The 24124-nt window shown below is 62.8% G+C and carries 18 protein-coding genes, 1 tRNA gene and 4 pseudogenes; 13 read left to right on the forward strand and 10 right to left on the reverse strand.

All coding sequences use genetic code 11. The features are described 5' to 3' along the window. The first annotated feature begins 232 nt into the window (after positions 1-232). The 6 genes and pseudogenes from MGMSRV2_RS02900 to MGMSRV2_RS02925 all read left to right on the forward strand — a co-directional run. On the forward strand, positions 233-1426 hold the full coding sequence (locus tag MGMSRV2_RS02900; protein WP_024078829.1) for a TIGR03032 family protein: 1194 nt from the start codon (positions 233-235) through the stop codon (positions 1424-1426). Then, complete coding sequence (locus MGMSRV2_RS02905; RefSeq protein ID WP_024078830.1) at positions 1423-6789, forward strand: DUF4347 domain-containing protein; 5367 nt, start codon at positions 1423-1425, stop codon at positions 6787-6789. Before MGMSRV2_RS02900 ends, MGMSRV2_RS02905 begins: the two co-directional genes overlap by 4 nt. A 24-nt stretch (positions 6790-6813) precedes the next feature. Next, positions 6814-8415, forward strand: a complete 1602-nt coding sequence (locus MGMSRV2_RS02910) for a TolC family protein (protein ID WP_024078831.1) — start codon at positions 6814-6816, stop codon at positions 8413-8415. Further along, a complete protein-coding gene (locus MGMSRV2_RS02915) occupies positions 8412-9131 on the forward strand; it encodes an efflux RND transporter periplasmic adaptor subunit (protein ID WP_024078832.1) in 720 nt (239 codons plus the stop codon). The genes MGMSRV2_RS02910 and MGMSRV2_RS02915 overlap by 4 nt, the downstream gene beginning before the upstream one ends. Positions 9132-9293: 162 nt before the next feature. After that, a complete protein-coding gene (locus tag MGMSRV2_RS02920) occupies positions 9294-9587 on the forward strand; it encodes a hypothetical protein (protein WP_024078833.1) in 294 nt (97 codons plus the stop codon). After that, positions 9588-9872 (forward strand): annotated as a pseudogene (locus MGMSRV2_RS02925) (DDE-type integrase/transposase/recombinase); the annotation flags it as partial. Positions 9873-10126: 254 nt separating this feature from the next. Here MGMSRV2_RS02925 and rpoH read toward each other — a convergent pair. Together rpoH and MGMSRV2_RS02935 are read right to left on the reverse strand one after the other, a co-directional pair. After that, complete coding sequence (rpoH, locus tag MGMSRV2_RS02930) at positions 10127-10993, reverse strand: RNA polymerase sigma factor RpoH (RefSeq protein ID WP_024078835.1); 867 nt, start codon at positions 10991-10993, stop codon at positions 10127-10129. A gap of 137 nt (positions 10994-11130) precedes the next feature. Then, a complete protein-coding gene (locus tag MGMSRV2_RS02935) occupies positions 11131-12114 on the reverse strand; it encodes an RluA family pseudouridine synthase (protein ID WP_024078836.1) in 984 nt (327 codons plus the stop codon). A gap of 48 nt (positions 12115-12162) precedes the next feature. On the opposite strand from MGMSRV2_RS02935, the gene MGMSRV2_RS02940 reads away from it, so the two are divergent. From MGMSRV2_RS02940 to MGMSRV2_RS02960, 5 genes and pseudogenes are all read left to right on the forward strand, one after another. Beyond that, positions 12163-12483, forward strand: a complete 321-nt coding sequence (locus tag MGMSRV2_RS02940; RefSeq protein WP_024078837.1) for a hypothetical protein — start codon at positions 12163-12165, stop codon at positions 12481-12483. Continuing rightward, a complete protein-coding gene (locus MGMSRV2_RS02945) occupies positions 12480-12950 on the forward strand; it encodes a M67 family metallopeptidase (RefSeq protein ID WP_024078838.1) in 471 nt (156 codons plus the stop codon). The genes MGMSRV2_RS02940 and MGMSRV2_RS02945 overlap by 4 nt, the downstream gene beginning before the upstream one ends. A 20-nt stretch (positions 12951-12970) precedes the next feature. Beyond that, positions 12971-13046: transfer RNA gene (locus tag MGMSRV2_RS02950), tRNA-Glu, on the forward strand. Positions 13047-13358: 312 nt separating this feature from the next. Then, positions 13359-13625 (forward strand): annotated as a pseudogene (locus MGMSRV2_RS02955) (transposase); the annotation flags it as partial. 207 nt (positions 13626-13832) lie between these two features. Next, on the forward strand, positions 13833-15038 hold the full coding sequence (locus MGMSRV2_RS02960) for an IS256 family transposase (protein WP_024078840.1): 1206 nt from the start codon (positions 13833-13835) through the stop codon (positions 15036-15038). Positions 15039-15305: 267 nt separating this feature from the next. Here the strand turns inward: MGMSRV2_RS02960 and MGMSRV2_RS21795 are convergent, their stop codons facing one another. The 3 genes from MGMSRV2_RS21795 to MGMSRV2_RS02970 form a co-directional block, all read right to left on the reverse strand. Next, entirely contained in the window at positions 15306-15815 is a 510-nt protein-coding gene (locus MGMSRV2_RS21795) for an IS110 family RNA-guided transposase (protein ID WP_234016326.1), read from the reverse strand. A 22-nt stretch (positions 15816-15837) separates the two neighbouring features. Then, entirely contained in the window at positions 15838-16356 is a 519-nt protein-coding gene (locus MGMSRV2_RS21800) for an IS110 family transposase (RefSeq protein ID WP_242410710.1), read from the reverse strand. Positions 16357-16636: 280 nt separating this feature from the next. Beyond that, complete coding sequence (locus MGMSRV2_RS02970; protein WP_024078844.1) at positions 16637-17878, reverse strand: sugar-transfer associated ATP-grasp domain-containing protein; 1242 nt, start codon at positions 17876-17878, stop codon at positions 16637-16639. A 126-nt stretch (positions 17879-18004) separates the two neighbouring features. On the opposite strand from MGMSRV2_RS02970, the pseudogene MGMSRV2_RS02975 reads away from it, so the two are divergent. Continuing rightward, positions 18005-18121: pseudogene (locus MGMSRV2_RS02975) on the forward strand (IS5/IS1182 family transposase); the annotation flags it as partial. A gap of 5 nt (positions 18122-18126) precedes the next feature. On the opposite strand, the gene MGMSRV2_RS02980 reads toward MGMSRV2_RS02975, so the two are convergent. Beyond that, a complete protein-coding gene (locus tag MGMSRV2_RS02980; protein ID WP_024078845.1) occupies positions 18127-18522 on the reverse strand; it encodes a phage major capsid protein in 396 nt (131 codons plus the stop codon). A gap of 14 nt (positions 18523-18536) precedes the next feature. Here MGMSRV2_RS02980 and MGMSRV2_RS02985 point away from each other — a divergent pair. Beyond that, a pseudogene (locus tag MGMSRV2_RS02985) lies at positions 18537-18982 on the forward strand (integrase core domain-containing protein); the annotation flags it as partial. 167 nt (positions 18983-19149) lie between these two features. On the opposite strand, the gene MGMSRV2_RS02990 reads toward MGMSRV2_RS02985, so the two are convergent. The 4 genes from MGMSRV2_RS02990 to MGMSRV2_RS03005 form a co-directional block, all read right to left on the reverse strand. Further along, positions 19150-20658 (reverse strand): B12-binding domain-containing radical SAM protein, encoded by a 1509-nt coding sequence (locus tag MGMSRV2_RS02990; protein WP_084027885.1) that lies wholly within the window; start codon positions 20656-20658, stop codon positions 19150-19152. Between the two features lie 408 nt (positions 20659-21066). After that, positions 21067-21249, reverse strand: coding sequence for a hypothetical protein (locus MGMSRV2_RS21330; RefSeq protein WP_041633417.1), 183 nt, complete (start codon positions 21247-21249; stop codon positions 21067-21069). A 168-nt stretch (positions 21250-21417) separates the two neighbouring features. Continuing rightward, entirely contained in the window at positions 21418-23151 is a 1734-nt protein-coding gene (locus tag MGMSRV2_RS03000) for an ABC transporter ATP-binding protein (protein ID WP_041633418.1), read from the reverse strand. Between the two features lie 74 nt (positions 23152-23225). Next, positions 23226-23945, reverse strand: coding sequence for a metallophosphoesterase family protein (locus tag MGMSRV2_RS03005; protein WP_158497719.1), 720 nt, complete (start codon positions 23943-23945; stop codon positions 23226-23228). Positions 23946-24124 lie beyond the last annotated feature (179 nt).

Raw genomic sequence — 24124 nt, forward strand, 5'->3', positions numbered from 1 at the left:
ATGCAGCAGAACATTCATTGATAGCATTAGCTGTGCCGGCATCGCGCCAAAGAAGTAATCGGTGGGACGTAACGACGATGCGCCCCAGCCAAGGCCCATACCCTCCAATATCTTCCAGGTGTTGCCGGTGTGGAACGACCGATAGTCTGGCTCCCAGTATTGGTTGGAAGAGAACGTAAGATACGCACAGCATTGCGTTTGAGGTTCGTCTTCTCTTGGTATTCGGGAATTCATGGCTGCTTCTCATCAAGTCTTAGGAACCTCTCCCGGTCTTGCCGCGATCAAAGCGCAGGAAAAGCTGCCGACGCCCGTTTTGCGGCCTTCGCCAGGGCTGGGTGGCTGGCTGAAGGATGTTGGGGGAAGCCTTTGCTTCACCACCTACCAGTCATCCCGATTGTTCTTCCTGTTCGCCGGAGAGGACGGTCAAACCGAAGCGCAGGAACGCATCGTCGGCAGCGCCATGGGGCTGGCCATCGATGGCAACAAGCTTTGGGTCAGCAACAAGGAACAGGTCTGGCGCTTTTCCAATGTCGGCCCCCTGACCATCAAGGACCGGCAATGGCAGGCGGTCTACATGCCGCGCAAGGGCTATTTCCTCGGCGGCTGCGACACCCACGACATCGTCGCCGACACCATGTTCGGCAACCAGCGCTATGAGCTGGCCTTCGTCAACACGCTCTATTCCTGCATTGCCGCCATCGACGCCCATTACGGCTTCCGCCCCCTCTGGAAGCCCGATTTCATCACGGCTCTAAGCCCCGAGGACCGTTGCCACCTGAACGGCATGGGCACCCGCGACGGGGAAATCGCCTATGTCACCCTGTGCGGGCAGAGCGATACCCCGATCGGCTGGAAGGCGAAAAAGAACGGTGGCGGTATGGTCGTGGATATCCGCGCCAACCATGTCCTGTGCCGGGGGCTGTCCATGCCCCACAGCCCCCGCTGGCACAACGGGCGATTGTGGCTGCTGAATTCCGGCGACGGCGATTTCGGTTATCTGGACGGCGACAAATTCGTCCCCGTCGCCCTGTGTGCCGGCTTCGCCCGTGGATTGTGCTTTGTCGGCGACTATGCGGTCATCGGCCTGTCCCGCTTGCGCGACAACACCTTCGCCTCGGGCATGGCCATCAAGGACCGACTGGAACGATTGCATGTTCCGCAGCGCTGCGGCCTGATCGTCGTCGATTTGAACAGCGGCGCCGTGGTGCATTGGCTGACCATCGAAGGTGTGGTGAGCGAACTTTACGACGCCGCCTTCCTGCCGGGTATCACCCGTCCTTACACCCCGGGCTTTTCCGAACCCGACCTGCACCGCCGGATCAGCCACGCCGTCCCCGGAATTCATCCCTTTGCGCCGCCGCGTCCCCGTCCCGACCGGGACGGCGAAGACTCCGCGACCTCTGACAGCAACGGAATCGTGCTATGAACGCCATCTCCCGCCAGTACAAGCGCCGCCCCCCCAAGATGAAGATCGGCATGATGGCGCTGGAGCCGCGCATCATGTTCGACGGTGCGGCAATCGTCGACGTGGTGGACAAGACTGTCGCGGCGGACAAAAGCGTGGCTCCGCCTGCCGTGGATACCAGCGCCAAAAGCACGGTGGCCGAGATCATCGCCAAGGCCGATGTCCAGAACACGGCGGTAGCCATTACCGTGGTGCAGAGCAGCGCCCCGGCCACCGATGCCAGCGGCAGCCGGAACGAGGTCGTCGTCGTCGATACCACCGTGGTTGATTGGCAGACCCTAGTGGCGGATATGAACCCCAATATTCCGCTGATTCTGCTGCGTCCCAATGCCGACGGCATGGGGGAATTGGAGGTGATGGCCCAGGCCCTGTCGCAATACAGCAACCTGGACGCCATCCATCTGGTGGCCGAGGGCCGCACCGGCGGCATCATCCTGGCCGGCCAGGCCATCTGGAACGGCAGCCTGGACGCCGCCAGTCCCTATCTGGCCCAGATCGGCGCCGCGTTGAAGCCGGGCGGCGACTTCATACTGTATTCCTGCTCGGTGGCCGGCGGCGAGGCCGGCAAGGCCTTCATCGACGACCTGTCCAAGGCCATGGGAGACGTGGACATCGCGGCCTCGACCGACCGGACCGGCCCCACCATCCTCGGCGGCGACTGGGATCTGGAATATCAGACGGGCGACGTGGAGACGGTCCTGCCGTTTACCCTGCAAGGCATGCAGGACATCAGCCATTGTTTGGGATGTACTTCCAGTGGATCCGGTGGAAATGAGATTATCATTGGTCCAGACGGAATTACCCAATGGGCACATCATAAAGATAGCGATGCAAGTTATGGGTGGGTTGCCGATGTGGCGTTTACTTTAAATGGTATAAATACAAACAATCAACCCTTGTCGATTGGCGCTGGTGTCTACACAGCTGCAATGGCCCCAGTAAGTGAGTTTATTCCCCAAATAGTCGAGTGCAGCGCATCCCCCAACACCGCTCCCACCTTCACCGGCGGCGCCAATGCCGGCTTGACCCTGTCGGAAAACGCCACCATCACCACCATCACCACGGCGATGCTGGAGGTGAAGGACGCCGAGCAGGCGGCTAATGCGCGGACCTATACCCTGACCACCGCGCCGACCAAGGGCACCCTGACCAAAAGCGGCGTGACGGTATCGGCCAACGGCACCTTCACCCAGGCCGACATCGATGCCGGTAACATCAAGTACACGCCTACCGCCAACAACATCGGGGCCGACAGCCTTGGGTTCAAGGTATCGGACGGCACCGCCGAACTGACCAACCAGACCTTCAGCATCACCATCAGCGACGTCAACCCAAGTATTTCCAACAACACGGTGTCGTGGAACGAAAATGCCACCGGCACGGTGACCACGGTGACACCTAGCACCGACACCAACGGATTGACCTATGCCATCACCGCCGGCAACACCGGCGGCGCCTTCGCCATCGACAGCAGCGGCCAGATCACCGTCAACACCGCCTCGGCGGTGGATTTCGAGACCAATCCCACCTTTACCCTGACGGTGACGGTGGATGACGAGGACGCCGACACCAACGCCGATTCCACCGCCACCATCACCATCAACCTGACCAACGTCAACGAGGCACCGGTCAACACCAAGCCCACCACCCAAAGTGTGGCCGAGGACGGCACGCTGACCTTCTCGGCCGGCAACGGCAACGCCCTGTCGGTGACCGACGTCGATGCCGGCACCACTTTGACCACGGTGGTTTCCGTAGCCTCGGGCAAGGGCACGCTGGCGGTGACCACCGGCGGTGGCGCCAACATCACCGGCGACGGCAGCAATTCGGTGACCATCGTCGGCACCGTGGCGCAGGTGCAGAACGCCCTGTCCAGCGTGACCTATACCCCCACGGCCAATGCCAGCGGCACCGGCTATGCCACGCTGACCATCCAATCCACCGACAACGGCACCGGCACGCTGAGCGACACCGACACGGTGACCATCGACGTCACCGCGGTGGCCGACACGCCATCCGTCACCAACACCAGCACCACGCCCGGCACCCAGACCACGTCCGGGCTGGTGCTGTCGCGCAATGCCGCCGACAGCACCGAGGTGACCCATTTCAAGATCACCGGCATCACCAACGGCAATCTGTTCAAGAACAACGGCACCACCGCCATCAACAACGGCGATTTCATCACCTTCGCCGAGGGTAATGCGGGGCTGAAATTCACCCCCACCGGCGGCGGCGATGGCAGTTTCACCGCCCAGGCGTCGACCAGTGCCGCCGATGGCGGTCTGGGCGGCAGCACGGTCAGCGCCGCCATCGCCGTGGGCATGGCGGTAACCAGCCCGACGGTGAATGAAGACACCGATTCGGGTGCCATCACCGTGACCAAGGGTGGGGCCGAGACTCATTTCAAGGTTACCGGCATCACTGGCGGCACGCTTTATTCCGATGCCGGGTTCACCTCCCAGGTGACCGATGGCAGCTTCATCGCCTATGGCGGCGCCACCGCCAGCCTGTATTTCCGGCCCACCGCCCAACGCAACACCACCACCGGCGGCAACGGCGCCTTTACCGTGCAGGCGTCGGACGGCACCACTGTCAGCGGCACGGCGGTGACCAGCACCATTACCCTGACCGCCATCGCCGACACGCCGACGATCAGCAGCCACACCGTCACCGAGGATGCGACATCGCAGGCGGTCACCATCACCCGCTCGGCCAATGACGGGACAGAGACCACCCATTACAAGGTGACCTCCATCACCGGCGGCACGCTTTATTCTGATGTCGGGCTGACCCAGCAGATCAGCAATAACGGTTTCGTCGCCAGCGGTGGGGCCACCACCACCGTCTATTTTGTGCCCACGGCCAACCGCAACAGCACCACCGGCGGCAACGCCAGTTTCGCGGTGCAGGCGTCGTCATCCAATGCCGATGGCGGTCTGGGCGGCAGCACCGCCACCAGCACCATCACCTTGACCCCAGTGGCCGATACGCCCAGCGTCACCAACGCCACTACCAACGAGGACACGCAAAGCAGCTCGGGTCTGGTGATCAGCCGCAATGCCGGCGACGGGGCGGAAACCACCCATTTCAAGATCACCGCCATCACCGGCGGCACGTTGTACAAGGCCGACGGCACCACCCAGATCAGCAACGGCGACTTCATCACCTTCGCCGAGGGCAATGCCGGGCTGAAGTTCAGCCCCACCGCCAATTCCTCCAGCAATGGCAGCTTCGCGGTGGAGGCATCCACCGACGGCAGTACGGTCGCCGGATCGTCGGCGATGGCGACGGTGACGGTGAACGCGGTGGCCGACACGCCCGCCATCACCAATACCAGCACCACGCCCGGCACCCAGACCACATCCGGTCTGGTGCTAAGCCGCGCGGCGGTGGACGGAGCCGAGATAACCCATTTCAAGGTCACCGGCATCACCAACGGTAATCTGTTCAAGAACAACGGCACCACCGCCATCAACAACGGCGATTTCATCACCTTCGCCGAGGGCAATGCCGGGCTGAAATTCACCCCCACCGGCGGCGGCGATGGCAGTTTCACCGCCCAGGCGTCGACCAGTGCCGCCGATGGCGGTCTGGGCGGCAGCACGGTCAATGCCGCCATCGCCGTGGGTGCGGCGGTGGCCAGCCCGACCCTCAACGAAGACACCGATTCCGGCGCCATCGCCATTACCAAGGGCAATGCCGAGACCCATTACAAGATCACCGGCATCACCGGCGGCGCGCTTTACTCCGATGCGGCCTTCACCCAACAGGTCAATAACGGCGATTTCATCGCCCAAGGCGGCGGTGGCGGCAACGCCACCACCACCAACCTGTATTTCCGTCCCACCGCCAATCGCAATTCCAGCAATGGCGGCGATGGCAGCTTCGTCGTCCAGGCATCGACCTCCAATGCCGATGGCGGGCTGACCGGTAGCCAGATCACCAGCGCCATCACCCTGACCGCCATCGCCGACACGCCATCGGTCACCAATGCCAGCACGGCGCCCGTCACTCAGACCACCAGCGGGCTGGTTCTCAGCCGTGCCGCCGGCGACGGGGCGGAAACCACCCATTTCAAGATCACCGGCATCACCGGCGGCACGCTGTACAAAGCCGACGGCACCACCCAGATCACCAACGGCAGCTTCATCACCTTCGCCGAGGGCAACGCCGGCCTGAAATTCACGCCGTCCAATGGCGCCACTTCGGGGGCCTTCACCGCCCAGGCGGCCAAGGCCGCCAATGATGGTGGATTGGGTGGCAGCACGGTCAATGCCGCCATCACCGTCAACACCGCTCCGACGGCCTCTGAGACCGCCTTGACGCCGCCGGGCGGCGACGTCGGTTCGGCTTATACGTTCACCTTGCCGAACGGCGCCTTCACCGATGCCGATGAAGGCGACACCCTGACCTATAGCGCCAGCGGCCTGCCGCCAGGGCTGAGCATCAATGCCAATACCGGTGTTATTTCGGGCACCCCGACCAATGCCGGCACCAGCACCGTGACCATCACCGTCACCGATGCCGCCGGGGCGACGGCGACCAAGACCATGTCCATCACGGTGATGGCGGCCCCAGTGGCGGCACCGCCACCACCACCACCACCGCCGCCGCCGGCTCCGATTCCGGTGCCGCCGCCACCACCACCACCGGAACCGCCGCCGCCACCGCCGCCGGCTCCGATTCCGGTGCCGACACCGCCCGCTCTGCCGCCGGTGGAAAGCACCCTGACCCGCCCGGCGACCAATGCCTTCCAGGTGGTTGTCGCCGCCAAGCCGGCCGGGGGCGGCGATGCCCTGGTGATCAACGCGCCCATGCGTGACGCGATCGTGGCCGAGGGTGCGCGCATCTCGGTGACCATTCCCACCGACACCTTCGCCCATACCAAGGCCGACGCGGTGGTGTCGCTGACGGCGACCCGGGCCAATGGCGCGGCGCTGCCGGGCTGGATGGCGTTCAATCCCTCCACCGGCACTTTCGAGGGAACACCGCCACCCGGTTTCCGTGGCGAGGTGGTGGTGCGCGTCATCGCCCGCGACAACGAAGGCCGCCAAGTGGTTCAGACCTTCAAGATCGTCGTCGGCCAGGGCCAGGGCAATGCCGCGCCGGCAGAGGGCGGCCAAGGTGGTGGCGGTCGTGACGGGGGCCAGGGTGAAGGCCAGGGCCAGGGCGGTCCGCAAGCTCCCGGTCGCACCGGCGACGCATCCCCGGTTGGCCGTCCCGGCCTGACGGCGCAATTGCGGGCGCTGGGCCAGGATGGCCAGGCGACCAAGCAGGCGGTTTTGTTCAACGCATTGAAGACCAGCGGCAAGGCCGCGTAGGGATCATCAAAGGGGGTGTTTGCAATGATCGGTTTTTCCCGTGCCACGCGTCTGCTGGCCTCCGCGTCCCTGGTCGCCCTGCTGGCCGCCTGCGCCATGACGCCCGAGCCGTTCAGCCCCGAGCAGCTGGCACAAGCGGCCCGCGACGACCGCGCCGACATGTTCAAGGGCGGTGCGCCGCTTTCCGGTCCGCTGACCGTGTCCGACGCCATCGCCCGGGCGCTCAAATACAATCTCGACCGTCGGGCCAAGGTGATGGAGGAAGGCCTGGCCCTGGGCCAGACCCAGGTCGACCGCTGGGACATGCTGCCCAAGCTGGCCGCCAATGCCGGCTTCACCTCGCGCTCGGAACCCAACGCCACGGTATCGCGCGACGTCAAGACCCAGACCACCGGCACCAGCCCCAGCTATTCCACCGACCGCGACAATTACACCGCTGATCTGGGCCTGTCGTGGAACGTGCTGGATTTCGGCCTCAGCTATTTCACCGCCAAGCAGAACGCCGACCGCGCCCTGATCGCGCAAGAGCGCAAGCGCAAGACCGTGCACAATCTGGTGCAGGAAGTGCGCTTCGCCTTTTGGCGCGCCGCCGCCCACCAGGAACTGAAGGGTGAGGTGGAAAAGGCGGTGGCCGAGGCCAAGGTGGCGCTGGACCGGGCCAAGATTGTCGAGCGCGAGAACCTGAAGGCGCCGGCGGAAAGCTTGCGCTATCAGAAATCCCTGCTGGAAACCCTGCGGCAGCTGACCGCCATCCAGCAGGAATTGTCCACCGCCGAGATCGAGCTGGCCGCCCTGATCAACGCCCCGCCGGGGACCAAACTGGTGCTGACGGTGCCGGGCGATCTGCAGGTTCCGGCCTGGGAGCTGGAACTGGAGCGCATGGAGGAACTGGCTTTCGCCAACAACGCCGACCTGCGCGAACAGGGCTATCTGGCCCGGATCAGCGTCAACGACACCCGCAAGGCGATCACCCGGCTGTTTCCCGGCATCACCTTTTCCGCCAGCCGCAATTACGACCACAATTCGTTCCTGATGAGCAATCACTGGTACGAGGCCGGGGCCAAGCTCTCGTGGAACCTGATGAACCTGATCAGCGGTCCCGACGCCATCAGCTACGCCGAAACCAACGAAGAGGTGGTCAAGTCCAAGCGGCTGGCCCTGCGCATGGCGGTACTGGCCCAGGTGCACGTGTCGGAACGGCAATACCGCAACGCCGTCAGCCAATACCAGCAATCGGACGAATTGTGGCGGGTTGATCGGCGGCTTTATGAATTGTCGGCGGCCAAGACCGCCAACGACGCCCAGGGCATGCTGGAACGGGTGGCGGGCAGCGCCTCGGCCATCGCCTCGGCGCTGCGCCGTTTCCAGACCTATGCCCAGGTCGAGCAATCCTATGCCAAGATGCAGGCCAGCATCGGCCACGATCTGATGCCCGACAGCGTCGCCAGCCACGATCTGTCCAGCCTGTCGGCGGTGATCGCCGCCCGCCTGGAGGAATGGGGCCGCCAAGCCCGGCAGGCCAGCGTCGCCGCCTTGCCCGACACCACGCCGTCCCTGCCGGACGAGCCCGGGCCGCTGGCCGGCCTGGGCCGCTGGTTCGCGGCGGGCAGCGACGGCGCCCGATGACAGGCTGGTGGCGGATTCTGCCGCTGCTTTTCGGGCTGGCCGCCCCGGCGGCGGCGCAGGACTTGCGGGCGCAATTAAGCCCGCGCGACTTCACCACCTTGGCCGCCGAGATCGGCGCCAAGGTGGAGAAGGTGGGGGCGCGCGAGGGCGAGCGGTTCAAGCGGGGCGACACCCTGATCGCCTTTGACTGTTCCATCCAGCGGGCGCAGATGGCCGAGGCGCGGGCGGCCTTGGGCGCCACCGAGAAGACGGTGGCGGTGAACACCCGGCTGCTGGAATTGCAGACCATCGGCAAGCTGGAAAGCGACGTGGCCCAGGCCGAGCGCGACAAGGCCCGCGCCAAGGTCGACGCCAGCGGCGCGGTGCTGGGCAAATGCACGGTGCCCGCCCCCTTCGACGGTCGGGTGGTGGAACAGAAGGTCCGCGCCCAGCAATACGTCCAGCCCGGTCAGGCGCTGCTGGACATCCTCGACGACAGCGTGCTGGAGCTGGATTTCATCGTGCCGTCCAAATGGCTGGTGTGGCTGAAACCCGGTCACCTCTTCCAGGTGGCCATGGACGAGACCGCCAGGACCTATCCGGTCAAGCTCACCCGCATCGGCGCCCGCATCGATCCGGTCAGCCAGTCGGTCAAGGTCACCGGCGCCATCGGCGGCCATTTCCCCGAGCTTGCCGCCGGAATGTCGGGTAAAGTGCTGCTGTCGCCGCCGCCGTGACCGACATCATCCATGCCTGGCTTGGACAGGAACACCGCATCCTGAAGGCCAAGCGGGCAATTCGCCGCAATCAATCTGGCGCATACCCTGGTGTCCTATCGTCAGGCGGTGCTGGGATGATGGCGTGCGGGGGCTGCGTCGGTCGAGGCCAATGCGCCCTATGTGCTGTGGCTGGACAAATTGGTCCGTCACCTGAAACCCGACCACGCAATCCTGGTGGACGCCAACGACCTGCCAGCCGAACTTCGCGATCAATGGGGCGAGTGGTTGCCCGCCCATGGGGTGCTGTTGCCATGTGGGCCCGGCTTTCTGCTGTTCGCCCGTGACGATCCCTTCGTCTGGGAAGAAGTCTCGCTGCTGGAACGTCTGGCCGATCTGGTCAGTCTGACTCGCATGGCGCTGTCCCCGCGCAAGCTTGCCTTCAAGATGTCGACGGGCCGCCTCGCCTGGGCCTGAAAGAAAGCCACCGACAGCGCTCACGCCGGCCCCGTCGCCCCCAACGTGCTGGGCCAGGACTTCGCCGCCGGACGGTCCGATCAGAAATGGGGCGCCGACATTTCCTGTATCTGGACGGTGGAGGGTTGGCTGTATCTGGCCGTCGTCATTGACCTGTTCTCGCGGCGCATCGTCGGCTGGGCCACCAGCGACCGCATGAAGAAGGATCTGGCACAGACCGCCTTGAACGGCGCCTTGGCCGTGCGGCAACCGACGGTGGGCATCCTCCGTCATTCCGCCCTAGGATATAAAAGCCCATACCGCTTCGAAGCCGAAGCTGCATAAACGGAAAAACACTCTTCCCAGGAAAGTCCAACGGTACCACGGTGATGTTGTCGGGAACAGCCAGAGCGGCGGCGCCGTGCCATCCGGCGCCGCCGAGGACCATGACGATGTGGTCGTCGAGGGTCAAGGTTCTGGCAAATTCGCCCAAGAACAGGTCCATGGCGATGGTGGACACCGTGGGTAAGACTAGGCCGCTCCTCCCACCCTTGGTGTCGTCATCCGACGCTGGCACGGATGCTTTTTTGCAGCTTCTCGAAGGCGCGGACCTCGATCTGGCGCACCCGCTCGCGGCTGATGCCATATTGCTGCGACAGGTCTTCCAAGGTGGCCGGGTCTTCCGTCAGTCGCCGTTGGCTCAGGATCGAGCGTTCACGCTCGTTCAGGGTATCAAGGGCGGTGGAGAGCAGTTTGCTGCGGATGCCGCGTTCCTGGCGGTCGGCCAGTTCGGTTTCCTGATCGTCGCTTTCATCCACCAGCCAATCCTGCCACTCTCCCTCGCCATCCATGCGCACCGGCGCGTTCAGCGAGTGATCGGGGCTGGCCAGACGACGGTTCATGTTAATGACGTCGTTTTCCGGTACGTTTAGCTTGGTGGCGATGGAGGTCACCGTTTCCTGCGGCAGATCGCCTTCGTCCATGGCCTGCATCTGGCCCTTCAGCTTGCGCAGGTTGAAGAACAGCTTTTTCTGCGCGGCGGTGGTGCCCATCTTCACCAGCGACCACGAATGCAGGATGTATTCCTGCACCGCCGCCCGAATCCACCACATGGCATAGGTGGCCAGACGGAAGCCGCGATCGGGGTCGAAGCGTTTGACCGCCTGCATCATCCCCACATTGCCTTCGGAAATCAGCTCGCCCAGCGGCAGGCCATAACCGCGATAGCCCATGGCGATCTTGGCGACCAGACGCAAATGGCTGGTGATCAGGCGGTCGGCGGCCTCGAAGTCGCCGTGTTCACGGTAACGCTTGGCCAGCTGGTATTCCTCTGTCGGTTCCAGCATGGGGAACTTGCGGATTTCCTGCAGGTAGCGCGAGAGGTTGCCCTCTGGGGCCAGCGACAGGGAGGTGGGGATTGCCGTCATCTCTCGTCTCCTCGTCCCGGGAAGCGTCGGCGGGGCCTCTCATCCCGCCGCCAACCTCCTGTACGTCATGCACAAGTGGTATCACATCTGCCTGAAAAGGAGAATGCCAGAGTTCAGCACTCAAGTATAATTAAAAATTATATAGCCTCTAAAAGTGATACTAGCTCATTGAAATCATCCGGAATCTGGCTTTCAAACTTTAGCATAACCCCACTATTTGGATGGATAAATCCGAGTACCGAGGCGTGCAAGGCTTGGCGTGGGAACTCCAGCAAGGCAAGGCGGGCTTGGTCGGGCAGGTGCTTGACCTTGGCCGATCGGGCACGGCCATAGGTCTGGTCGCCGACCAGGGGATGGCCGATCGAGGTCATGTGGACGCGAATCTGATGGGTCCGTCCGGTGGCCAAGCGGCATTCCACCAGCGAGACGGCGCCGCCGGCGAAACTGCGCAGCACGCGATAGCGGGTCAGCGCCGGTTTGCCGCCATGGCTGACGATGGCCATTTTCTTGCGATCCTGGGGCGAGCGTCCGATATTGCCGTGGATTTCGCCCTGGGCCGGCATGGGGACGCCCCAGACCAGGGCGCGATAGGCCCGTTCCAGCGAGTGGACACTGAATTGCTCGGCCAGGCCGTGATGGGCACGGTCGTTCTTGGCCACCACCAACAGGCCGCTGGTGTCCTTGTCGATGCGGTGGACGATACCCGGACGCTTGACGCCGCCGATGCCCGACAGCGATTCGCCGCAATGGGCCAGCAGGGCATTGACCAGGGTGTGATCCGGGCTGCCGGGGGCAGGGTGGACCACCAATCCCGGCGGCTTATCGATGACGATCAGATCATCGTCTTCATAGGCGACGCTCAAATCCATGGCCTGGGGCAGGGGATCGGCGGGACGTTCGGGGGGGATGGCGACGACGAAACACTGACCGGGTTTGACCCTGGCGGATGCGTCCGTTATGGTCTGCCCGGCAGCCGAAACCCGGCTATCGTCGATCAACCCCTTGATGCGGGTGCGCGACAGGTCGGGCAGGCGTGCCGACAGCCATTTATCCAGCCGGCTTCCTGCTTCATCGGTGGTGACGGCGTCGGGAGTAAGCAGGGTGTCGGCTGGGTCGGTCAAGGGATCGATCTTTTCATCAATGTATTTTGCGGGATTGAATCTTAAGCTATGAAAGCGATCAAGGCCCTGGTGGCGTTCATGGGCGCGTTGCTGGTTGCGGGTTTGGCCCTGCTTGGCTGGGGGTTGTACTCCCAGTCGGGAAAAATGGCTACCAAGGCCAAGCCGCCCGCCATCGTCAGCGGTGATTTTGGCGCGGTGTCTGTGCCGTTGCCGGCAGGAGCGCAGGTGCAACAGGCGCTGGTGGCCGGTGACCGGGTGGTGTTGCGCATCACTGGCGGCGGCCCCGAGCGACTGATCGTGCTGGACCCGTCTTCTGGGGCCATCGCCGGCAGTTTTGTCCTTACCTTGGAGGCACCGGGGCCGCGATGATCCTGCAAATAGATGCCAAACTGACCAAGCAGATGGTCGACGCCGCCGAAACGGCCTATCCGGCGGAGGCTTGTGGCCTAGTGATCGGGCGCGGTAAGGGCCAGTTGATCCGGGTCACCCGGGTGGTGCCGGCTGGCAATCTGCGCGCCGATACGGGGAATTGCTTCGAGCTTGACCCGGCGGTGCGCATCGCCGTGGAAAAGGAGTTGCGTGAAACCGGTACCAAGGATCGCATTGTCGGTCATTACCATTCCCACACCGATGGTACTGCCGACCCCTCCGGCACGGATCGGGCGATGACTTACGAGCCGGACTTGGCCTGGGTGATCGTTGGTGTGCTGGATGGTCAGGCCATCCAAACGCTGGCCCATCGGATGGATGAGAAAAAGGGGAATTTCCGCCCCGTTCCCATTCGCACGCCCAAGGGGAAAATAACCCTTGCGTCGACAGGGGATGATCAGGCATAAAACGCCCCTCGCGCCCAGACGTCCCCATCGTCTAGAGGCCTAGGACATCGCCCTCTCACGGCGGTAACCGGGGTTCGAATCCCCGTGGGGACGCCAGTCGAATCAATGGGTTATGATTCTTGACCTGGGTGCTTACCTAATTTTTACCCAATATGTGACGCGGATAATGCCCGTTTCCGAGACTGGCTGAAGCAGGTTCGTGGTTTGGGTGTACGAAACACCGTTCCACTGTGAGCTTGCTTAAGACAGGAGGATCTAAAACAATCTGCCGTTTCGTGCTCGTTCTGGGATCTGCTGTGTGATTTGGTAGGGCTGTGGCAGTACGATAACAAGTGATCTCCCCCCCCCTGAATCCGGTCCATGCGGAAGGTGAGTTTCCCGTAACCTGAAAGAAACAGGGGAACTCAGATGAAGCGCCGCAGATTTTCCGAGGAACAGATTATCGGCGTCCTGAAGGAAGCCGAGGCAGGGGAGATGCCGGCGGTAGCGGTGTGCCGCAAGCACGGGATCTCGGAGCAGACCTTCTATCGCTGGAAATCCAAGTACGGGGGCATGGACGTATCCGAGGCCAAGCGTCTGAAGGCGCTGGAAGAGGAGAATGCCCGGCTGAAGAAGTTGCTGGCCGAGGCCATGCTCGACAACGCCATCTTGAAGGATGTCGCTTCAAAAAATGTATGGTCCGCCCCCTCCCTGTAAGGGTCTTGGGCGAATGGACGGGTCACGTCCCAACGAGTGGTGTAGCAGCGTTTGCCTGGGGATGATGGCGCAGGGCGCGTAGCGCCCGGAGGCATCATCCCCAGGCTGGCCCGCGCGGTGCGGGTGGTCATCGTCGATCTTCGGTAGGGTTTGGTTGCGAACTCCAACCGAACCAAGGAACCGACGATGACCGACGATATGATGAGCCTTCGTGGCCTGCTGGAAAAGAGCGCCGACGCCGATTTGCTGCGCGAGATGATCGGCTTCGCCGCCGAGCGGCTGATGGAGCTGGAGGTGGCGACGCTGACCGGCGCCGGGCATGGCGAGCGCAATCCCGATCAGCGCCTTGTCCACCGCAACGGCTACCGCGAGCGTGACTGGGAAACCCGGGCCGGCACGGTGGAGCTGCGCATTCCCCGCCTGCGCAAGGGCAGCTATCTGCCGTGCTTCCTGGAGCCGCGCCGGATGGCGGAAAAGGCGCTGACCGCCGTCATCCAGGAAGCCTATGTCCAGGGCATCTCGACCCGCTCGGTCGACGATCTGGTCAAGGCCATGGGCATGACCGGCATCTCCAAGAGCCAGGTCAGCCGGCTGTGCGCCGAGATCGACGGCAAGATCGCCACCTTCCTGGAGCGCCCGCTGGAGGGCGATTGGCCCTATGTCTGGCTCGACGCCACCTATGTGAAGGTCCGCCAGGACGGCCGCATCGTCTCGGTGGCGGTGACCATCGCGGTGGGCGCCAACACCGCCGGGCGGCGCGAGGTGCTGGGCCAGGCCATCGGCCCCAGCGAGGCCGAGACCTTCTGGACCGATTTCCTGCGCAAGCTGGCACGGCGCGGCCTGCGCGGCGTCAAGCTGGTGGTGTCCGACGCCCATGAAGGGCTGAAGGCCGCCATCGCCAAGGTGCTGAACGCCACCTGGCAGCGCTGCCGCGTCCACTTCATGCGCAACGTCCTGGCCCATGCCGGAAAGCAGGGCCGCCGCGTCGTCTCCGCCTTCATCGGCACCGCCTTCGCCCAGGATACCGCCATCGCCGCCCGCGCCCAGTGGCGCCAGGTCGCCGACCAGCTGCGGCCTCGGGCGCGCAAACTGGCCGATCTGATGGACGACGCCGAGGTGGACGTCCTTGCATACATGGACTTCCCCACCGCCCATCGCGCCAAGCTGCACTCGACCAATCCCATCGAGCGCCTCAACGGCGAGATCAAGCGCCGCACCGAGGTCGTCGGCATCTTTCCCAACGAGGCCGCCATCACCCGCCTCATCGGCGCTATTCTCTTGGAGCAGAACGACGAATGGGCCGTCCAGCGATCCCGCTACATGACCCTGGAATCCGTCGCCCCCTTGGGCGATGATCCGCTCACCAGCCTGCCGCCCGTCGCGGCAGCCTGATCAAACCGGCCAAGCCCGCCGGAGATCAAACGGCGATAGCGCTGTTACACCAATCCTCGGGACACGATCAATGGACGGGAACAGTCTGCGTAAATGTATCCGGCCTCTCGCGAGTGGGCTGCTGTTGCAGCTAGGCCATGATGAGATCGGCTCGTGCGTTCCCAAATAATGGTTCGGGCACAGGGCCCGATTTTTTGACAGGGTTTACGGCACGGCGATCAACTGCCTCGTCATCACGTCCCTTGACCTCGCAGTCTGTTGGAGCCCCTACGTCATAGCCGGATCGCGGCGTTCGTAGAGGGCTCCGGGTTTAGTCAGCACCACCACCCAGGCGATGCGGGCGATCTTGGCTGCCAGCGCCACCGTCACCTTGTTTGGGTGCATGCGCTGTTGTAACTGGTCGATCCACCGCCCCAGCCGATCCCGGGACCTGTCCAAATGCAGCACGCAGGATCTGGCGCCATGGATGAGTAGACGCCGGATGTAGGGATTTCCGCGCTTGCTGATGCCGAGCAATGTCTGCTTGCCGCCGGAGGAATGCTGGCGAGGCACCAGTCCCAGCCATGCAGCCAGATCCCTGGCCTTGGTGAATTGATGACCGGCGCCGACAGCGGCGAGCAATGCCGTAGCCCCCAAGGCACCGATTCCCGGAATCGTCTTCAGGCGTCGAGCCACATCACTGCACGCGGCCAGGGCGTCGATCTCCCGGCTGATCACCGCAATGCGTGTTTCCAAATGGGTGAGGTCGTCAGCCAGATCGCCCAGCAGACGGCGCATGGTTGGCGTCAGGTCGTTGCCGTCATCGGCCAAAACCCTTTTGAAGATCCAGTTTGAAGACGCCCGCGCCTTGTCGCATCGCTACGTCGTATTCCAGGCAGAACGCCCGCATCTGGCAGATCAGCCGGGTCCTATTGCGCACCATCTGGTCGCGGATGCGATGCAGAGCCTGAAGGTCGACCTGCTCGGGCTTCTTAACCTCGACAAAGCGCATCGTCGGCCGCGTCACCGCCTCGGCGATGGCGGCGTCGATGATGTCGTTCTTGTTGGATTTGACGTAAGGCTTCACGAATTGGGCCGGGATGATACGGACTTGGTGTCCGCGCTCCTGGAGCTTGCGTGCCAGCCATTGTGATCCAGGACATGCCTCCATGCCCACGGTTGCGGCCTCGGCCCGTTCGAAGAATTGCAGCACGGTGTCGCGGCGGAACTTCACCTTCTGGATCGGTTTGCCGTCGGCATCCACGCCGACGACGTGGAACAGGTTTTTGCCGATATAGATGCCGTAGGTCACGGCCCCCTTGGGTTTATTGCGGATCATCAGAGCGGTCTCCCCGAATTGGATTGCCGACGTCCAGTGTGCGGTTGGTTGGACGGGGCGGACCATCCCATTAATGGTGACGCCCGCCGCCTTGCTGGAAGCCGGGGTTTGGTTGATGTCCGAGAAGGGCATCAGCCAGCGCCGAGCCTGCAAGCTGGTGGGCCTCCATCGTCTAAATGGAAATGGCCCGCTTCCTGGTTTGGCATGACGGCGGCAACCGATGATGCCGCCTCGGGTTCATGGGTACAGAACTTGGTCCCGCGCAGCAGAGGCCGCGGGATCACCTCGACCGAGGCAAGGGAGCAAAGCGGTCCAGCCATGCCAGGACCAGGGGCATCAGAGGCGATGCCGCCTTCTTGCTGCCATGCCAGAGATGAATGAAATTCCATGAAAGACCGGTATTCGCCTCGAGCACGACGGGGCCGCGGTCAGACAGCACCACATCCCATCCAATGACCGGAAGATCCGGCAGCAAACGCGACCCCGCTTCCACCAAGTCGACGGCTCGGGCGAAGGAATGCAAGGCACGTCCTTTGATCGGGGCGTTATTCCACGGCACATAGGGAAAGCTCTCCCCAGGCGCACGCAGGTAAAATCCCGATCCCATCACGCCTGATTCCGGATCTACAGGGATCATCAGCCCGATATTCAATGTCGTTGCGGAATGATAGCCCGGCGGCTGTATTTTTGCCGAAGCGGCAATCACCCGCGCGGCACAACCAGGTGCCCGCGCCGTCGTCAGCCGTAGCTCGACTGGAGCGTCTGCGGAAAGATCCGACATCTCCGGCGAGGCATTGAGAAATTCCTGGACGACCAGGGTGTCGGTCTCGGCCAGCTTTGTCAGAGCTCCCTCGACGGCTTCTCGAGGCATGATGCGGGTAGGAAACCGCCCCCGGCTGACCAGAACGACGTTGGGATCTGTGGTTTGCCTCAGCGAGAGGGTTCCTTGCGCCCGCGAGCCGTGTCGGGGCTTGATGAATACGCGGTCGCCGCCACTCCATGCCCCTAAGCGGACAGCCCCCCCGCGAGGCAATTCGGCCAGCAAACGGGGGGTCGGCACCCCCACTTTCCCAAGACTTTCCGCCATGGCCAGCTTGTCCTTGGCCAATGCCTGGTCTCCGCGCGAACCGAGAACACTCCACAGGCGGATCCAGTGACGCTCGCCGAGCCCTTCGACCGCACAGGATGTCACCAGTTCGTTGGGAATTTCGGGATTGGCGCTGTCCATGGGGTGAAGACCACGGAACCACCCATCGGCGGTCAGCTTGCACCACGTACCCAGGCAAAAAGTCGACCGGCTGCGTCGCACCGCCTTTACCGCAAAAGCCGGGCAAGCGATCAGCCATGCCATCCGCACGACAGGCACCAGAACGGGCAGCGCCCAACTCGGCACCCGATTGCGCCATAATCGACTGGCCGTCACGCTTCGAATTCGTGCGGCTGTGGAACGGCCCCAGGAGCCAAATATCCCGCTTCCGTCAACAGGCAGACGGATCCAGATACTTCTGAAGAATTCCCACATCCTATCCTTCCTCGGAATTCGGACTGCACTTAGCCGACATTTCCCAGATAGGCAGCCTATCCGCCTCCGATTGACGCCAGAATAGCCAAATTCCGGTCCAACCGGAAGGCGGAATGGCGCGATGGTGTCGTCGAACGGTTCTTCAATAAGCTCAAGTACTTCAGGCGGGTCGCCACGCGCTTTGACAAATCGGCCAGGAATTTCCTGGCCGCTGTCATGCTTGCCTCAACCCGCTTGTGGATGCGGGCTTATGAGTCCTCGCGGGCCGAGGTCATGGTGCCGGCCTTGATCTCGCCGTGCTCACCCAGCTTTTCCAGCAAGGGCGCTTCGCCCAGCATGATCTTGTTGACGGCGCGGAAGTCGCGGGCCGAGGTCCGGCGGCCCAACTGGCGGATGCCCGAGGGGGCGGCCTGATAGGCGGCGCGCAGGGTGCGGCCCACGGTGTCGCCCAGGATGATGCCGAAATCGCTGGTGGTGTGGAGCGCACGGGTGACCATGGCAGCGGGCGACAGGCCGGTGACCGCGTGGCCGCGCTGGGTGAGCAGTTCTCGCGCCATCTCGGCGCAGGTGGAATAGGCTAAGCGCCTCGCCGGTTCCGACAGGGCATGGGCGGGATTGATGCGGGCATAGAGCGCCTCGCCCATCTGGCGGGCTCGCCCTGACCCTGCGTGCCGATCGCGGCTCGTCTATGACCGACAAGGCCACCGGCCATTTGCTGGCCGATCTCGGCATTACCAAGACCCATTCGCGGCCCTACCAGTCCAACGACAATCCCTACTCGGAGAGCCAGTTCAAGACAATGAAATATCGCCCTGAGTTCCCCGACCGCTTCGGCTCCATTCAGGACGCCCGTGCCTTCTGCCGCCGCTTCTTCGACTGGTACAACAACCGCCACCACCACAGCGGCATCGGGTTGCTGCCCCCCAAAAAAACAGGTCCATTCCGGCCGGGCCGTGCAGATCCACCATCAGCGTCAGATCGTCCTCGACGCCGCCCACGCCCGTCACCCCAACCGCTTGGTCCGCGCTGCACCCCAGGCCCCCGACCATGCAGACGGCGGCCTGGATCAACCCGTCCGAAAACTCGCAAAGGGCGGCTACCTAAACTGATGAGGACAATGTCTCAATCGCGTTGACCCGTTCCGGGGCGCACTCCTTCCAACTAAATTGTCCATGAGCCCTTCCTCCTATGTGGAGTGGCCAGTTTCTAATGGCGCCCGACAAAATTGGCCGGCTGTTGATTCAGGTCGACCTCAATGACCCTGATGGGCCTTACATCCCGAAAGCCTTGCGGAATTCGTTAGCGATGCTGGATCGATAGCGCCAGACGAGGCTGGCGTTGTAGCGGAGGTCACGCCACGACGTCAGAGAACGCCACAGAAAGATGAGGATTTTCAGGCGCTGAAATCGCCGGAAGCGTTTCTGGATGTCTGCGGGGCTGAACTCGGAGGTGGTCAACTGGTTGGCTGCGTACGGAAGCGACGGATCGCGCAGGCCGTCTCGTTCGACGATGCGGCCAAGTTCGGTGCCGGGCAATGCTACCGCCAGGTTCATCCCCGGCCACACACCGAAGCGGAAGTAGCGGGCCAAGGCGTATCGGAACGTGGCGTCGATATCCTCGAGCCGCTCGCCCGGAAGGCCCACCACGTAGAAGGCCATCAGGCGAAGTCCCTCCTGGTGGGTAAAGACCATCAGGTTATCCACCTGGGCCAAGTCGAGACGCTTTCGCACTACCTTGTCAAGAACGTTTTGGACAGCGGATTCGATGGCGACAGCTAAGTATTGGCATCCCGATTCCCGGGTGCGCCGGACCCGTTCCAGTGTCCAGCCGTCGCCCCGCACGCCATTGGGGGTGTCCCATGGAAGGCGCGGCAGCAGCTCGAGCAGAATGTTCAGCAGCCGATCATAACGCTCGCTATCATGGGTCAGGTTGTCATCCTCAAAATGGATGAAGTCGATGGCGTAGCGCTCGCGGAGCAGGGCGATATGACGCCGGATGTAGTCGGGGGAATGGGCGCGCCAGCGATAGCCCATGGTGGCATGGATGGAACAAAAAGTGCAGCGGTGCGGACATCCCCGGCTGGTGATCATGGTCACCGCCCGTTGGCCCCACTCTCGTGTTCGCGGCGAGAAGCCGTTGGCCTGAAGCTCGAAATAACGCTCCACATCCACCATGTCGTAGGCCGGCAGCGGCAGATCGTCCACCTCCTTTATGAAATTCACCTTGACCAGGGGGTGGTCTCGTAGCAATCGGCGGTCCTCCGGGCGACCGAGTACACCGGGAATGGCAGGGGTCTCGCCAGCCTCAAGACAGCGCAGAAGGGCCAGCATGCGCTCTTCGCCCTCACCGACCACCACGTAATCGACGCAAGGCTGCTCCAACGTTTCCTCGGGAAAGACCGAAACATGGGGGCCGCCCATCACCACCACGGCGTTCGGACAGGCCTGTTTGGCGACTTCTGCCATGCGTAACGCCTGTGGAAACTGCGCAGAGAACATGTTGGAGATGCCGATCACGTCGGGCGCTATCTCCGCGATGCGCTTCCCCATGGTGGCCTCATCGTCTCCGAACAGGGTGACCCGGCCGCCCTTCTCCTGGGTGGTAGTGAAGCTGGCGCTGAGACGCGCGTCGTAAACGCGGACATCCCCAGCCCAGCCGTTTTCGCGCAGGAATGCCACGATTGAAAGGATGCCAAGCGGAATGCTCACCTGTGGCCGGGCATTCATCCCGCGATAGTGAACACTCTGATTGGGAATGCACAGAAGCAGCCGCTTCACCATAATCTCCTGTCGCCCTCTTTTGCTTTAGCAGCAAATCCTTCCTGGTGACCAACTCTATTCGATCGGGGCTGGAACCTGTCAACGCGATTGAGACAGTGTCCTTCGTCAGCTTAAGCAGGGGCCTTTGGGAGTTTTCGGGTGGGTTCACCCAGGCTGCCGTTGGCGTGGCCGGGGCCTGGGGTGCGGTGAGGTGAGGACGAAGCGGTTGGGGTGGCGGGCGTGAGCGGCGTCGAGCACGATTTGTCGTTGATGGCGGAGTTGGCCGGTTGGGGCGTCAGCAAGCCGACGCCGCGCATGGCCTGCACGGCTTCGACCTCTTGAGCCATCGACAAGTTTGGTATCAGGTCTCGATCCGCTGGGTCAAGCGGGCGACCCGCCCCTTGGAATCGGTGACGGCTGGACGTAATCCTACAACACCACCTGCTGGGCGGGGTGATCGAAGCGCACCGTGGTCAGCCAGCGCTGGTAGCGGTAGGCCAAGGTCCAGCCCTTCTTGCCGGTGTAAACGCGGCCATGCCACCGGCGCCATTCGCGCCAAGCCGGCGATGTTTCCGTTGAATCTGGGCAAAGTTGGTGGGCTCCGACGCCCATGAAGGCATCAAGGCCGCCGTTGCCAAGGTGCTGTGCGCGTCGTGGTGTGTTCGGGCCTACGGCCACCCCGCCTGTACGACTGCCGCTTTGACTGGACCAGCATCTTCGCCGCCGTCGAACCCGCCGCCGGCGCCGAGTTCGCCCTGGTCGCGGCTGTTGCCAGGGCTTTTAGCCAATGATCAAATCCCCTTGCACATCAAGACGTGCAGCGGCGACAAAGCCGCCGGATGCGTTCAGTTCGTCCCAAGTGCCATATTCACGCAACCGGCCATTATCGATGACGGCGATGGCATCGGCGTGGCGGATCGTGCCCAGGCGATGGGCGATGACCAACACGGTTATGCGACCGTGCAGGCGGTGCAGGGCTTCTTGAATCAGCTGTTCGTGTTCGTGGTCCAGGTGGCTGGTGGCTTCGTCCAGCACTAAAAAGACCGGTTGACGCAGCAAGGCGCGGGCCAGGGCCAACCGTTGGCGCTCCCCCCCTGACAAGCGGGTGCCACGATCGCCAAGGACGCTGTCCAGACCCTGGGGCAGGTTGCGTACCATGGTGTCAGCGGCGGCCAAGGTCAAAACCTGCCACAACTCGGCCTCGCTGGCATCGGGGTTGGCCCAGGACAAATTGCGTCGGACGGTGTCGTGGAACATCACCACATCTTGGGACACGATGGCGACGCGCTGACGCCATGCCGGCGCGTGCGGACCGGTCAAGGCGATTCCGCCCACACTGACGCTTCCGTGCGAAGGGGACAGCAGCCCCAGGCAAAGATCGGCCAAAGTCGATTTTCCAGCCCCCGATGGGCCAATCAACGCCGTGGTGCGGTTGGTGGGAATGTCCAGATCAATCCCGGCCAAGGCTGGTTGGGTTCGTCCCGGCCAAGTATAGCTGACCCCTTGTAGGCGCAGCATGCCGGTCGGAATGGGTGTTCCAGCCATTGCCGGAGTGGCTGCGTTCTGGGCGCAATGGCGCAACAAGGTTTGGATTTCGCCATAGGCGGGCAGGGCTTCGACGACGCGCAAGGCTGCGTACAGGGTTTGGCCGATGGTCGGCAGCAGGCGGGCGAACACCGCGATCAACAGCAGTAAGGGGGCGCCGGTAATGTCAAATTTGGTGATCGCGATCCACACCACCAGTGCCAGGATCACCGCCGCCAAGATTTTTTGGCGAAACCGGACGTTAATTTGCTTGTTGGCGACGACCGCGATGGCGGTGGCCAAGGCATTAACTTCGAGACCAAAGGCTTTGGCGAAGGTGGCTTCGGCATTGTGGCTTTTCGCATGTTTCATCATGGTTAGATGTTCAGTGATGGTCGCGTGGATGTTGCGCAAATCTTTTTCCACACCGCGACCACGCCGCATCATGTGACGCAGTTGTGGGGCTTGAACAGCAACGACGCCTATGCCGATGGCGGCGGCGAGCAAGGTGACGTTGAGGGACAGGAACGCGGCGACGGACACATGGACGACGACCAATAGCGTCAGGGTGATCAATTGGATGATAAAGGTGGCGCCCTGGCCGACACGAACTGCCCCCCCGGTCAAGGTAGCGACGGCATCGGCAGAGCGTAATTGTTGAAAGGCGCTCCATTCCATGCCCAGCAATGCCAGGTGCAAGCGTTGGCGCAGATGGCCGATAAAATGCTGATTAAGTCGGTTCATGGTCATTTCGCGCCTGGCCGAGAATCCGGCCAGGGCCAGCACGACGAGTGTCCAAAGCACCAGCAAGCCGGTCAGGCCCAGATCATCCGACAATCGGGACAGCAATGGGGTGATGCTTTCAGATCCGGTGGCGCCGACGGCGGCCAACATAGGCAACAGTAAAACTAGGCCGACGCCTTCGAGGGTGGCGCTGATGACGGCCAGAAGAATGCCGATCCACAGGCGCCGCCCCCCGAACTCGGTCATTTCGACGAGCAGGGCGCGAAGAAGTGAAAATATCTGCTTGAAGCCAACATCAGGGTGGGATGGTTCCGTTTCCATCATGAGAATCCAATGACTTCCCGATGGTTGCCGGTTAGGACCAGGCAACTGAGCGGCCCACCGCAATAGGCGCCGCTATCGATGCCGATGCGCCATGGATGCAGTGCCGGCGCAGTCTCGATGGTGTGGCCATGGACCACGCATTTCCCGTACCAATGGGGCGTGTTCATGAACTCGTCGCGGATCCACAGCATATCTTCTGGTGCTTGGCGTTCCAGCGGTACGCCCGGACGCAAGCCGGCATGGACGAAAAGATAATCGCCGCATTGGTGGCTGTGACGTAGTTGCTGCAAGAAGCGTAAATGCGTATCGGGCAGGGCTTGGAGCAATTGGTCGCGGGTCTTTTGGATCGCCCGCCCGCCCACACCGACCGGGGGGCGGACGCCGTAATTGAGCAAGGTTTCAGCTCCGCCGAAACCGAGCCAGGCGATGTGCTCGAGCGGATTGTCAAGAAAGCCCAGCATGGCCGCTTCATGATTGCCGGCCAGGAATATCCATTGGATCGAGGGGAACTCGGCTTCTAGTCCGATTAGACAATTAAGCACGGCCCGGCTGTCCTCGCCGCGATCAACGTAATCGCCTAAAAACACAACCTTTGGCTTCAGGTTTTGCTCGGTCTGGGCGGCGGCACGACCCACGATCCACGCGATTGCCTGACGCAACTGATCGATCTGGCCGTGAATGTCGCCAATTGCGTAAAGGGGGGTCTGGGCCGGCACGCCCAGCGTATCGATCCTGGGCATGGGGGAGTGCCGTTTCTCGCCGCGCCGAAACAATAACCGATGCCAAAATGGGGCGATCATGGCGATGCCAGCCTGAACATATGGGGTGTCTTCTCAGCAAACATTGATGCGGCTATAGTGCCATGTAAGCTGGAAACGGTGAACCTTAAGGAATC

It is taken from the genome of Magnetospirillum gryphiswaldense MSR-1 v2 (genome assembly GCF_000513295.1).
In the GTDB taxonomy this organism is placed as follows: domain Bacteria; phylum Pseudomonadota; class Alphaproteobacteria; order Rhodospirillales; family Magnetospirillaceae; genus Magnetospirillum; species Magnetospirillum gryphiswaldense.

Bases quoted from the DNA above. Each gene is read 5' to 3' on its own strand.
- rpoH (WP_024078835.1), bottom strand. From the start codon at position 10,993: ATGACGGCAATCCCCACCTCCCTGTCGCTGGCCCCAGAGGGCAACCTC.
- MGMSRV2_RS02940 (WP_024078837.1), top strand. From the start codon at position 12,163: ATGAAAGCGATCAAGGCCCTGGTGGCGTTCATGGGCGCGTTGCTGGTT.
- MGMSRV2_RS02945 (WP_024078838.1), top strand. From the start codon at position 12,480: ATGATCCTGCAAATAGATGCCAAACTGACCAAGCAGATGGTCGACGCC.
- MGMSRV2_RS21795 (WP_234016326.1), bottom strand. From the start codon at position 15,815: ATGCGCCGTCTGCTGGGCGATCTGGCTGACGACCTCACCCATTTGGAA.
- MGMSRV2_RS02900 (WP_024078829.1), top strand. From the start codon at position 233: ATGGCTGCTTCTCATCAAGTCTTAGGAACCTCTCCCGGTCTTGCCGCG.
- MGMSRV2_RS21330 (WP_041633417.1), bottom strand. From the start codon at position 21,249: ATGGGCGTCGGAGCCCACCAACTTTGCCCAGATTCAACGGAAACATCG.
- MGMSRV2_RS03000 (WP_041633418.1), bottom strand. From the start codon at position 23,151: ATGACCGAGTTCGGGGGGCGGCGCCTGTGGATCGGCATTCTTCTGGCC.
- MGMSRV2_RS02915 (WP_024078832.1), top strand. From the start codon at position 8,412: ATGACAGGCTGGTGGCGGATTCTGCCGCTGCTTTTCGGGCTGGCCGCC.
- MGMSRV2_RS21800 (WP_242410710.1), bottom strand. From the start codon at position 16,356: ATGATCCGCAATAAACCCAAGGGGGCCGTGACCTACGGCATCTATATC.
- MGMSRV2_RS02990 (WP_084027885.1), bottom strand. From the start codon at position 20,658: ATGGTGAAGCGGCTGCTTCTGTGCATTCCCAATCAGAGTGTTCACTAT.
- MGMSRV2_RS02980 (WP_024078845.1), bottom strand. From the start codon at position 18,522: ATGGGCGAGGCGCTCTATGCCCGCATCAATCCCGCCCATGCCCTGTCG.
- MGMSRV2_RS02910 (WP_024078831.1), top strand. From the start codon at position 6,814: ATGATCGGTTTTTCCCGTGCCACGCGTCTGCTGGCCTCCGCGTCCCTG.
- MGMSRV2_RS02960 (WP_024078840.1), top strand. From the start codon at position 13,833: ATGACCGACGATATGATGAGCCTTCGTGGCCTGCTGGAAAAGAGCGCC.
- MGMSRV2_RS02905 (WP_024078830.1), top strand. From the start codon at position 1,423: ATGAACGCCATCTCCCGCCAGTACAAGCGCCGCCCCCCCAAGATGAAG.
- MGMSRV2_RS02970 (WP_024078844.1), bottom strand. From the start codon at position 17,878: ATGTGGGAATTCTTCAGAAGTATCTGGATCCGTCTGCCTGTTGACGGA.